Source organism: Prescottella equi (assembly GCF_002094305.1).
GTDB classification, from domain to species: domain Bacteria; phylum Actinomycetota; class Actinomycetes; order Mycobacteriales; family Mycobacteriaceae; genus Prescottella; species Prescottella equi.
This window is the reverse complement of record NZ_LWTX01000007.1, coordinates 146,956-158,351: the sequence shown is the minus strand read 5'-3', so window position 1 is coordinate 158,351 and position 11,396 is coordinate 146,956. Positions and strand designations below refer to the sequence as shown.

The following is an 11,396-nucleotide window of genomic DNA, read 5'->3' as shown; positions in this document are numbered from 1 at the left end:
AGGTGCGGAGCGCCTTAGGATTCCCCGAGTGGCCCAGACCCTGCTGTCCGTCCTGCTCGCGCTGGCGTCCGCGTTGTGCATCGCGATGGGGAACGTCATGCGCCAACGGGCGGCCGCGACGACGTCGTTGTCGGCCTCACTGCGCGACGGCACGTGGTGGGCCGGGGCCCTCGCCGGCGCGGGCGGCTACGTCCTGCAGGCGGCGGCCCTCGGTGTCGGGTCGCTGCTGCTTGTGCAGCCGCTGTTGGTGCTCTCGCTGATGTTCGCGCTGCCGCTGAGCGCGCGGCTGTCGGGCCGGGCTGTGCGGCCGTCGGACTGGGCGTGGGCGGCGACGCTGACGGTGGCCGTCGCGCTGTTGGTGGTGGTCGGTGATCCCAAACCGGGTGCCGAGCGCGCGGAGACGTGGCACTGGGTGGTCGTCGCGGCGATCGGGGTGCCCGCGCTCGTGCTGTGTCTGCTCGGTGCTCGGAGCGGGTCCGCCGCCCGGCGCGCCTTGCTGTTCGGTCTCGCGGGTGGCGCGCTGTTCGGTGTGGGAGCGGTGCTCACCAAGTCCGTTGTTCACCTGCTCGCACGGGGGCCGATCTCGCTGCTGACGTCGCTCGAGGTGTACGTGCTGATCGCGGTGTTCGCGGCCGCCGTCGGGATCCAGCAACTCGCGTTCCGAACCGGGGAACTGCAGGCGTCGCTGCCCGCGACGACGGTCTCGGAACCGGCCGTCGCGGCGCTGCTCGGGTTCGTGGTGCTCGGGGAATACCTCGACGTGGGGCGCGGCGTGGGCCTGCTGCTGATCGGTGCGCTCGTCGCGACGGCGGTCTCGGTCGTCGCGCTCGCCCGGGGCGCCGCCGCACACGAGAGCGGCGCCGCGGTCCGTGCGGTACCGAGCGGTGTCAGGTGAGGATGATCAGTTCCGAGTCCGACGCGATCTCCACCCGCAGTCCCGACTTCGCCGCGACCCGGGCCACACCTTTGATGTCGGACGGCTCCGCGCGGGTCACCGTCAGTGCCCGCGCCAGCAGCCCCTTGTGGTGCTTGTTGAAGTGGCTGACCACCTTGCGTGAGCCGTCCGGTTGTTCGGTGAGGACCGTCGCGATCACCGCGTCGGGCACCGGGCCCAACTGCTGGTAGGTGCCCGAGCGCAGGTCCACCACCAGACCGCCGTCGGCCTCCGAGAGCAGCGCGTCCGTCAACTCCGGCTTCCACAGCGACTGCAGCGTGCCGAAGCCCGGCAGCTTGGAGCCGCCCGACAGCCGGTACGCCGGGATGGGATCGCCCGCGCGGACGGCGCCGAACAGCGCCGAGCCCATCGCGAGCCGACGGAACGCCTTCTCCCGCTGCACTTTCGTGAACGACTTCGCGTCGAGGGCGTCGAACAGCACACCGGTGTAGCGCTCGAGCGCTGGACGGGTGGGGGAGACCCACACCTTGGCGTTGCGTTCGATCTCGTCGGCCTGCTTGGGGCCGAGCCCGAGCGCCAGGTTCGACGCCTCCGTGTCGGCCGCGAGGTCGACGAGCGCCGACACGAGCATCTCGCGGGTCTCGGTCAGCTGCGGCATCGACAGTTCGCCGAGGTCGAGCGGCGCGCCCTTGCCGCCGTCTGACTTGGTTTCGGAAGGGGGAAGCAACACCAGCACAGTAGGTAACCGTACCGGTGTTGCCGACGGGAAACAGGCCTGGCCTCCGCCCCCGAAGGGCGAAGGCCAGGCCGGGGGAGCTGTGTCGGATCAGACGCGACGACGCAGTGCCGTCACCGCCAGACCGGCGGCGATGGCGCCACCGATGGCGAGCGGAGCGATCGGCAGGCCGCTGTCGGAGGACGAGTGGACGCTGGCGGCGTTCTCGATCTCCGGAGCATCGACGACCGCGTTCGCGGGTGGCAGCGGGGCGAAGGTGATCGGCGTCCGGGTGTCCTGGGTCCGGTCCGTGGAGCCGTGGGCCATCACGGTGCGGATCGAGCACGCGTTCACGTAGCAGTTGGAATTGCCCTTCAGCGCGGTCGCGGAGATGCTGCCGGTCCAGGAGCCGTCCACGATCTGCGCCGGGGTGACGAATGCCGTGGTGATCCATGCGGCGGAGTTCGTGGTCGAGAACTGGTCGTCCTGGACGATGCCGTAGTAGATGCCGGTGCCGGCGGCGGCACCCTGGAACCCGGTGCCCGAGACGGTGATGGTGTCACCGGCGACCAGATTCGTGGTCTTGTTCGCGGTGACCGTAGGTGTCGGCACGACGACCGGCGGAGCGAACGTGACCGGTGTCTGCGTGTCCTGGCTGCGGTCGGTGAGCGTGTTGTGGTCGGCGAGCGTGAAGATCGCGCAGGCGTTCTCGTAGCAGTTCGCGTCACCCTTGATCGCGGTGGCCTTCAGGGTGGTGTTGAACCCGCCGTCGACGATCTGGGCGGGCTTGATCCACTTGGTGGAGTGGAAGACGGCACTGTCGGTGTTGGAGTACCTGTCGACCTGTGCGAGAGCGACGTAGATGCCCTGGCCGCCGCGGCCGAAGCCGGTGCCGGTGACCGTGAGCTCTTCGTCGTTCGTCAGGCCGGTGGACTTCGAGACCGTCACCGCCGGACCGGCCGGAACGATCGGCTGCGCGAACGTGATCGGGGTCCGGGTGTCCTGGCTGCGGTCGCTGGAACCGTGCGCGGCGATCGTGTAGATCGAGCAGGCGTTCACCAGGCAGTCGGAGCCGGCTTTGACGGCTTCGACGTCGATCGCGGCGCTCCAGGAACCGCCGACGATGTCGGTCGACCTGAGCCACTTGGTGGTCATCCACGCGGCCGCGTCGGTGACCGAGAACTTGTCGTCCTGCACCAGGCCCACGTAGATGCCGTCGCCGGCGCCGGAGAACCCACTGCCGGTGACCGTGATCGTTTCACCGGCCGCGGAAATGTCGGCGGACTTCGAGACCGTCACCTGGGGCGCCGGGGTCTCGGGGCCCGGATCGCTGGAACCGAGGCTGCCCAGCGAACCGAACGGGCTGGTCTGCGCTGCCGCGACGCCCATCGGCAGCGTGCAGGCGACCGTGGCGGCAACCGCCAGGACCGCGGACTTTGTTAGCGCGCGCATCTTCCTACTTTCTGGTGTGGTTCGCCGAGAGGTAGGCGAAACTTAGGTAAAGCTAGCCTTTGCTCGGGGCGGAGTAAAGAGGTTGCTCTGTTCGCTTTCGCGCGAAATGGATTGTGTTCCAGCAGTTTCGGGCACGCCTCGGGTGGGGCATCCGTTCACGGATGCCCCACCCGAGGCGGCGATGCTACGCCCGGCGGCGCAGCGCGACAGTGGTCGCGACCGCGAATCCGGCTCCGATGACGGCGCCGACGAGCAGCGGGATGATCCAGGCGGTGCCGTCGGAGATCGCGTCCGCCAGATTGCGGATCGCGGAGTCCGACGTGTTCGACTCGTTCGCCGCGGCGGAGGTGCCGCCGTCGGTGGGTCCGCCGTCCGCGGTCAGGGCCGCGGCTGCGGCCTTGTCTGCGTTGGGGGCGTCGGGGTCGTCGCCGAAGCTGACCGGCGTCTGGGTGTCCTGGCTGCGGTCGCTCGAGCCGTGCGCGGCGATCGTGTAGATCGAGCAGGCGTTCTTCGTGCAGTCCGAGTCGCCCTTGACGGCCTGGACCTTCATGCTGGTCGACCACGCGCCGTCCTTGATCCGGCTGGGCGTGATGAAGGCGGTCGTCATCCAGGCGCCCGCGTCGGTCGTCGAGAACTTGCTCTCCTGAATCAGGCCGACGTAGATCCCGGGCTGTTGACCCGAGAACCCGGTGCCCGAGATGGTGATCTCGTCGCCCTCGACCTTCAGGCCCTTGGCCTTCGACAGTGTCACGGCCGCGGTCTTCGCGGCGCCCGGAGCGCCTGCGGCATTCAGCGCCGGAGGCGCGGTCACGGTGCCCGGGGCGACGCCGCCGACGAAGCTCACCGGCGTCTTGGTGTCCTGGCTCCGGTCGGAGGAGCCGTGCGCCATCACGGTGTAGATCGAGCACGCATTCTTGATGCAGTCGAACGCGCCCCGCGTCGCCACCATGTCCACCGACAGCGACCAGTTGCCACCCGAGATCTGCTCGGGTTTGACGAAAGCCGAGGTCATCCACACCGACGCGTCGGCCGCCGAGAAGACGTTGTCCTGGACGAGGCCGACGTAGAGGCCGGGGGCCGCGCCGGAGAAGCCGGACCCGGACACCGTGACCGTCTCGCCGGCCGGGTTGATGTCGCTCGACTTGGAGAGCGACACCGACAGGCCACTGTTCGCCGTGAACGTGGTGCCGGGGGCTGCGCCCGCCGCGCCGGGGCCGGTTGCGGTCCCGCCGCCACCGCCGCCACCGCCGGTGACCGGCGGTGCGGTTCCGACGAAGGTGATCTTGGTCTTGGTGTCCTGGCTGCGGTCCGACGAGCCGTGCGCGGCGAGCGTGTAGAGGGCGCACTCGTTGTTGATGCAGTCGCCGTTCGGGAAGGCGCCGATGACGTCGATCGTGGTGGAGAAGGAGCCGCCCGGCATGTCGGTCGGCTTGATGTACTTGGTGCCGTAGAACATGTCGGCGTTGGTCGACGAGTACTTGTTCGTCTGCGCGATGCCGACGTAGATGCCCATGCCTGTGGTGGAGAATCCACTGCCCCGGACGCTGATCTTGTCTCCTGCGGCGTTGAGTCCGCTGGTCTTGCCGACGCTGACGCGCGGTCCGCTGCCGGTCACCGGGGGCGTGGCGGTGGTCGGCGGCGGCGTGGTCGTCGGAACGGTCGTCGTCGGTTTCGGCGCCGTGGTGGTCGGCTTCGGTGTCGTGGTGCTCGGAGGCGTCGTCGACGGAGGGGGTGTCGACGGCGGGGGTGTCGAGGTGGTGGGTGCCGGTGTGGTCGTCGGGGTCACGGCCGCGAACGACACCGGGACCTTGGTGTCCTGCGAGCGATCGCTCGAACCGTGGGCCGCGACGGTGTAGATCGAGCAGGCGTTCTCGATGCAGTCGAAGGCGCCCTTGGTGGCGGCGACGGTGACGCGGGTGCTCCACGCGCCGCTGGCGATGTCGGCGGCTTTGATGAATTCCATCGTCATCCACGCGCCGGCGTTGGTCGACGAGAACGCGTCGTCCTGGACGAGCCCGACGTAGATCCCGGCGCCGGCGCCGGAGAATCCGGCGCCCGAGACGGAAATCGTGTCGCCGTCCTTCAGGCCGGTCTTCGGGGAGACGGTTGTGACCGGAGTGCTCGGAGCGGCTTGGGCAACCGGTCCGCCGCCGGTGGAGGGGGCGGATACGGCAATGCCGACCGGCAACGCCAGCGACATCGCGACTGCCATGGTCGCGAGGGCAGCCCTGCGTAACGCGTGCATCTTTCTTCTTCCTGGTCACAGCCGCGGCTGCGTGCAGAAGCCACGGAGAGAGGTAAGCCTGTGATTACAAAGGCGAGGCTAAGCTACCTCGAGTTTGGTGGATTTGGGTGTGTTACGCGGTTTACGCGTATTACCGACCCGCGAGTGGTGTCCGAACCATCGCCGGGACCCGTGCCCTCGATCGGTCTCCGCAGTTCAACCGACTAGGCTGGTGCCCCGTGATCACTCGCATGTCGCACCTGTTCCTCCGCACCCTCCGCGACGACCCGGCCGACGCCGAGGTCGCCAGCCACAAGCTCCTGGTTCGCGCCGGCTACGTGCGGCGCATCGCGCCCGGCGTCTACTCGTGGCTGCCACTGGGCCTGGGGGTGCTGCGCGAGGTCGAGCGCGTGGTGCGCGAGGAGATGAACGCGATGGGCGCGCAGGAGATCCTGCTGCCCGCGCTGCTGCCGCGCGACCCGTACGAGACGTCGAACCGCTGGACCGAGTACGGGGCCGGCCTGTTCCGTCTCAAGGATCGCAAGGGCAACGACATGATGCTCGGCCCCACGCACGAGGAGCTTTTCGCGCTCACCGTGAAGGGGGAGTACAACTCGTACAAGGACTTCCCGGTCACCCTGTACCAGGTGCAGACCAAGTACCGCGACGAGGAGCGGCCCCGTGCCGGCATCCTTCGCGGCCGCGAGTTCGTCATGAAGGACTCGTACTCCTTCGACCTCACCGACGAGGGCCTGACGGCGTCTTACCAGGCGCACCGCGACACTTACGAACGGATCCTCGCCCGTCTCGGCGTGAAGTACGTCATCGTCTCCGCCACCTCGGGGGCGATGGGCGGCAGCGCGTCGGAGGAGTTCCTGGCCGAGAGCGAGATCGGTGAGGACACCTACGTCCGCTGCCTCGAATCCGGCTACGCCGCCAACGTCGAGGCCGTCAAGACGCTCGCGCCGGCGCCCGTCCCGTTCGACGGACTGCCCCCCGCCGAGGTGCGTGACACCCCGGACACCGAGACCATCGACACCCTCGTCGAGTGGGCCAACGGGGCCGACCTCGGCAGGACCGTCACGGCCGCGGACACGCTGAAGAACATCATGGTGAAGACCCGTGTGCCCGGCGGGGAGTGGGAGCTGCTCGCGATCGGTATCCCCGGTGACCGCGAAGTGGACGAGAAGCGCCTCGAAGCGTCGCTGGAACCGGCCGAGTATATGCTCCTCACCGAGACGGACTTCAGGAACAACCCCTTCCTGGTGAAGGGTTACATCGGCCCGAAGGCGTTGCAGGAGAACGGCGTCCGCTACCTCGTCGACCCGCGCGTCGTGGACGGCACCAGCTGGATCACGGGCGCCGACGAGGAGGGCAAGCACTACGTGGGCCTCGTCGCCGGACGGGACTTCACCCCCGACGGCACCATCGAGGCCGCCGAGGTGCGCGACGGCGATCCCTCGCCCGACGGTGCCGGCGCACTGGTCGCCGCCCGCGGGATCGAGGTCGGGCACGTGTTCCAGCTCGGTCGCAAGTACACCGACGTCTTCGGCGTCGACGTGCTGGGCGAGAACGGCAAGCCCGTCCGTCCCACCATGGGCTCGTACGGCATCGGCGTCTCCCGACTGGTCGCGGTGATCGCCGAGCAGCATCACGACGACAAGGGGCTGCGCTGGCCGTCCGAGGTCAGCCCGTTCGACGTGCACCTCGTGATCGCCAACAAGGACGATGCCGCCCGAGAGGGCGCCGAGGCCCTGGCTGCCGAGCTGGACAAGGCTCGCGTCGACGTCCTGTTCGACGATCGCAAGGCGTCGCCGGGTGTGAAGTTCAAGGACTCCGAGTTGATCGGTGTCCCACTGGTGGTGGTCGTGGGCCGCGGCTTCGCGGAGGGCAACGTGGAACTGCGCGACCGCTTCACCGGGGAATCCCGTGAGGTGCCCGTCGACGCCGCGCTCGACGAGATCCTCACCGCGGTCCGCAGCTGATCCGATCCCCGGGTCGGTCGCCGCGCCACGGCGACCGAACTCCGGGAGTCAGTCGATCGGCTCGGACGGGTATGCGTCCCGGGCGATCCGGGCGTCGTAGTCGGCCCGGCCGGAGCCGATGTCGAGGAATACCGTGTCGAGCCCGAGCGTCCGGCGCAGTGTCGTCGCGACGGGTCGCGGGAACAGCTGCCACAACGCACTTCCCGTCGACAGGCGGCGTGGTACGACGGCCTGGCGTCTGCCTCGGCGGACCACGGTGACCACGGCCCGCGCCACCTCCTCCGGGGGTATGGGCCGGGTCATCCGGCCGGGCGCCGTGCCCGACACGAGCGCGGTGTTCGTGAACGACGGCAGGACCGTCGACACTCGCACACCTCGGTGGCGCAGTTCGGCGTCGAGTGCCTCGCCGAACCCGACGACCGCGAACTTGGTGCCGTTGTAGACGGCCATACCGGGCGCGGGGATGCGTCCGGCGATCGAGGCGACGTTCACGATCCGCCCCTCGCCGCGCCGTGTCATGCGCCGAGCGGCGGCGCGGGAGCCGTTCATCACTCCCAGCACGTTCACGTCGACGGCCCGTCGGATCACTGCATCCGGCTGTTCGAGGACGGGACCGATCGGCATGATGCCGGCGTTGTTTATCCAGATCGCGACGGGGCCGAGTCGCGATTCGACGTCGTCGAGGAAGGTCTCGACCGACGACGTGTCGGTGACGTCGAGGAATGCGCCGTGAAGGCCGAGTTCCTCGGCGGCGAGGGCGGTCCGAGCCGGGTCGAGGTCGCCGATCGCGACGTGCGCCCCGGCGTTCCGCAGGGCCGCGGCCGTGGCCCAGCCGATGCCCCGAGCGCCGCCGGTGACCACCGCGACGCGGCCCATCGGGTCGATACCGCTCATGTGTGTTTCTCCTTCAGGTCATCGAGCGTGCCGCGCTGGACCTTCCCTGACGATCCCCGGGGGAGGATGTCGACGAAGACGACGTCGCGGGGCATCCGGGACCGCGGCAGCCGGTCGGCCACGTGGGCGCGAATCGCCGCCTCGTCGACGGCTTCGTCTCCGACCGCGACGACGTATGCGCGCAGGCGCTGTCCGAACTCGTCGTCGTCGACCGGGGTGACGGCCGCGTCCGCGATCGCCGGATGGTCGAGAAGTACGAGCTCGACCTCCTCGGGGAAGACGTTCTCGCCGCCGGAGACGATCATCGAATCGGACCGGCCGCAGACGTGCAGCCGGCCCAGTTCGTCGAGATGCCCACGGTCGCCGGTGTCGAGGAAGCCGTCGTCGCCGGAGCGTCGGGTGCCGTCGGTGTAGGCGTCGATCTGGGCGGGCGTGCGCACCAGGATCCGGCCCTCCACGCCGACGGGCAGGGCACCTCCCGTGTCGTCGACGATCCGGAGCACGGTGCCGAGCGTGGGGCGCCCGGCGCAGTTCGGGGCTTCCACGAGATCGGACGGCGTCGCGATACTGACGTACGCGGCCTCGGTCGAGCCGTACAGGTTGTGCAGTGCCGGGCCGAAGGAATCCGAGACCGCCCGCACGAGCGCGGGTTCCAGCCGAGCGCCGCCGCTGGCGACGATGCGTAGTGCAGCGAGATCCGCGCTCCGGACCCGGTCGCCGAGGTCGACGATCCGGCGGAGCATCGTGGGCACCGCAACGAAGGCGCCGCAGCGGAAGCGTTCGAGGTCGGCCAGGGCGGTCGCCGCTTCGAACCGCGGGCGCAACAGCAGTGTCCCGCCCAGCATCAGGGTGAGTACCGCCACCAGCAGCCCCCAGCCGTGGAAGACGGGCGCCGACAACAGCACCCGCATTCCGCCTCGGAGCGGGATGCGTTCGAGCAGGCCCGCGGTCAGCAGCAACGTCCGGGGCTCGGCGCGCGGAGCTCCCTTCGGGACGCCGCTGGTGCCGCTCGTGAGGATGACCAGCGACGCGTGATGCGCCGGACGGGGCGGGAGGGAGCCGTCGCCGCGGTCGACGAGACGGTCGAGCGCGTCGGCGGGCGCTTCGCTACCGTATCGAGCGCACCAGCGTCGGCCGCCGAATGCCGTTACGGCGGAACGGAACTCCTCGTCGTGGACGAGCGCATCGAGGCGTTCGCGTTCGGCCACGACCGCCACCTGCCGTGGGCCGAAATCGGCGCCGAGCAGCACCACCCGGGCGCCCACGGCGGCCGCCGCGCACAGCGTGACCAGCGCATCGGCGTGATTGCGACACATGATCCCGATGCTCGGTTGCCGGCGGCGACCTGGGAACTCGGAGCGCAGGGCGTCGGCCAGGCGGTGGGTGCGGTCGGCGAACTCGGCGAAGGTGAGGCTGCCACGGTCGTCGATCACCGCGGTGGTGTCGCCGTGCACGGCAGCGCAGTACGCCGGCAGCCCACCGAACGGGCCCAGCCGGACGACGGCCCGGACTCCCGCGATGGCGGCGCGGGCGTCGCGCGGGACCATCCCGGCGGACCACAGGATGCGGGCCGCCGCGGCCTCGTCTCGGAGCCGGACGGCCGGAACCGGAAGCTTCATGGTGCTCCTCGTCAGCGGTGTGGGAAGAAGAGTTTCGCTCGATTGGCGAGGTTGAGGGCGCGTAGCAGCGTGGCCCGGCATCGGTCCGGATAAGCGGTCGGGATGCGCTGGGACGTGATGGTCTGCGGCTCGGTGTACCGCACGATGCCCTCGCGCCCGTGTCGGCGACCGATTCCGCTCGCGCGCATGCCGCCCATCGGTGCGCCGAGCGCCGCGATGGCGGACAGGTAGCCGTCGTTGACGTTCACGCCGCCGGCGACGATTCGCTGCGCGATCTTCCTGCCCCGCTTCGGATCCCGGGACCACACGCTTGCGCTCAGCCCGTACTCGCCGGCGTTGGCGGCCCGCACGGCGGCGTCGTCGTCGGTCACCCGGTACACCGACACGACGGGTCCGAAGGTCTCCTCCGCGAACGCGAGCATGTCGTCGGTGACGTCGGCGAGGACGGTCGGGTCGTGGAAGAGCGGACCCAGATCCGGGCGCGGACGGCCCCCGGTGAGCACCGTCGCGCCCTTCGTGACTGCATCCTCGACGTGCCGGACGGTGGTCTCGAGCTGCCGTTCCGAGGTGAGCGAACCCATGTCGACGTCGTAGGTGTACCCGGGCCCCACTCGGAGCCGGCGGGTCCGTTCGACGAGTGCCTCGACGAACCGGTGGTACACGTCCTGGTGCACGTAGATCCGTTCGATGCCGATGCACATCTGTCCGGCGTTCGAGAAGCATGCCTGCACGGCTCCGGTCGCCGCGGCCTCGACGTCGGCGTCGAAGCACACGATCATCGGGTTCTTGCCGCCGAGTTCGAGGGACGCGCCGATGAGACGGTCGGCGCACCGGCGTCCGATCTCCCGTCCTGTGGCAGTGGACCCGGTGAACGACACGTAGTCCACGGCGTCGATCAGCGCCGGCCCGATCCGGCTGCCGGGACCGGTCACCACCTGCCACAGGTCCGGGTGCAGTCCGGCGTCGACGGCGAGTTTCCGGGCCAGCAGGAGAGTCAGCGGGGTCTGCGAATCCGCCTTGCTGACCACCGCATTGCCGGCGACGAGGGCAGGGATCACGTCCCCGACCGCGAGGAACAGGGGGTAGTTCCACGGCGCGATCACTCCGACCAGACCCTTGGGCCGGTACCTCACCCGCGCCGCGACGACACCCGGGACCGCGGACGCGGCACGGCGCGGCGCCAGGTGCGCAGCGCCGGTCCGGCCGTAGTAGGTGGCCACCTGGACCACACCCTGCACCTCGATCGCGGCATGTACCCGCGCCTTGCCGGTCTCCCACTGCATGAGGTTGCACAGTTGCCGCTCGTGCGTGATCAGGGCGCGAGCGAAACGCCGCATGATCGTCGCGCGATCACCGACGGGCGTCTCGGCCCAGCGTGCCTGTGCCAGACGGGCGGCGACGGCCGCTGCGGCCACCGAGTCCGGATCGGACTGCGGCACAGCGGGGAGCGGGGTGCCGTCGAACGGGGCGCGGGCGCGGTGCAGCCGCGCGGAACTGGGAAGCTGCCGGAGCAGGTCGTCCAGCAGACCGGCGCCGATTCCCGGCGGCGGCGCGGACAGCTCGGCGCCGGTGGTCGCGAGTGAGGTCACCGGTGCCTCCCCGACAGGGTGCG

General features: G+C 69.9%; 8 protein-coding genes. 2 read left to right on the top strand and 6 right to left on the bottom strand.

The window, feature by feature from the left end:
• The first annotated feature begins 28 nt into the window (after positions 1–28).
• Entirely contained in the window at positions 29–895 is an 867-nt protein-coding gene (locus tag A6I89_RS17720) for a DMT family transporter (protein WP_022595343.1), read from the top strand.
• Here the strand turns inward: A6I89_RS17720 and yaaA are convergent.
• The 3 genes from yaaA to A6I89_RS17705 form a co-directional block, all read right to left on the bottom strand.
• Entirely contained in the window at positions 888–1,631 is a 744-nt protein-coding gene (gene yaaA / locus A6I89_RS17715; protein WP_022595345.1) for a peroxide stress protein YaaA, read from the bottom strand. The genes A6I89_RS17720 and yaaA overlap by 8 nt on opposite strands.
• A gap of 90 nt (positions 1,632–1,721) precedes the next feature.
• Complete coding sequence (locus A6I89_RS17710) at positions 1,722–3,062, bottom strand: hypothetical protein (RefSeq protein ID WP_022595347.1); 1,341 nt, start codon at positions 3,060–3,062, stop codon at positions 1,722–1,724.
• Positions 3,063–3,246: 184 nt separating this feature from the next.
• Positions 3,247–5,274 carry a hypothetical protein gene (locus tag A6I89_RS17705; RefSeq protein ID WP_232244713.1) on the bottom strand — a complete coding sequence of 676 codons (2,028 nt, stop codon included), beginning with the start codon at positions 5,272–5,274 and terminating at the stop codon, positions 3,247–3,249.
• A 251-nt stretch (positions 5,275–5,525) separates the two neighbouring features.
• On the opposite strand from A6I89_RS17705, the gene A6I89_RS17700 reads away from it, so the two are divergent.
• The gene (locus tag A6I89_RS17700; protein ID WP_022595351.1) at positions 5,526–7,271 is read left to right on the top strand and encodes a proline--tRNA ligase; all 1,746 of its coding nucleotides are present in this window, start codon (positions 5,526–5,528) and stop codon (positions 7,269–7,271) included.
• A 48-nt stretch (positions 7,272–7,319) separates the two neighbouring features.
• Here the strand turns inward: A6I89_RS17700 and A6I89_RS17695 are convergent, their stop codons facing one another.
• The 3 genes from A6I89_RS17695 to A6I89_RS17685 are packed head-to-tail and all read right to left on the bottom strand — an operon-like array spanning position 7,320 to position 11,373.
• Complete coding sequence (locus A6I89_RS17695) at positions 7,320–8,165, bottom strand: SDR family NAD(P)-dependent oxidoreductase (protein WP_005513829.1); 846 nt, start codon at positions 8,163–8,165, stop codon at positions 7,320–7,322.
• Positions 8,162–9,784 carry an AMP-binding protein gene (locus tag A6I89_RS17690; RefSeq protein WP_022595353.1) on the bottom strand — a complete coding sequence of 541 codons (1,623 nt, stop codon included), beginning with the start codon at positions 9,782–9,784 and terminating at the stop codon, positions 8,162–8,164. The genes A6I89_RS17695 and A6I89_RS17690 overlap by 4 nt, the downstream gene beginning before the upstream one ends.
• A gap of 11 nt (positions 9,785–9,795) precedes the next feature.
• Positions 9,796–11,373, bottom strand: coding sequence for a succinic semialdehyde dehydrogenase (locus A6I89_RS17685; RefSeq protein ID WP_005513827.1), 1,578 nt, complete (start codon positions 11,371–11,373; stop codon positions 9,796–9,798).
• Between the last annotated feature and the right edge of the window lie 23 nt (positions 11,374–11,396).

Coding starts and splice junctions, on each gene's coding strand:
- A6I89_RS17710 (WP_022595347.1), bottom strand. CDS start 3,062: ATGCGCGCGCTAACAAAGTCCGCGGTCCTGGCGGTTGCCGCCACGGTC.
- A6I89_RS17705 (WP_232244713.1), bottom strand. CDS start 5,274: ATGGCAGTCGCGATGTCGCTGGCGTTGCCGGTCGGCATTGCCGTATCC.
- A6I89_RS17695 (WP_005513829.1), bottom strand. CDS start 8,165: ATGAGCGGTATCGACCCGATGGGCCGCGTCGCGGTGGTCACCGGCGGC.
- A6I89_RS17690 (WP_022595353.1), bottom strand. CDS start 9,784: ATGAAGCTTCCGGTTCCGGCCGTCCGGCTCCGAGACGAGGCCGCGGCG.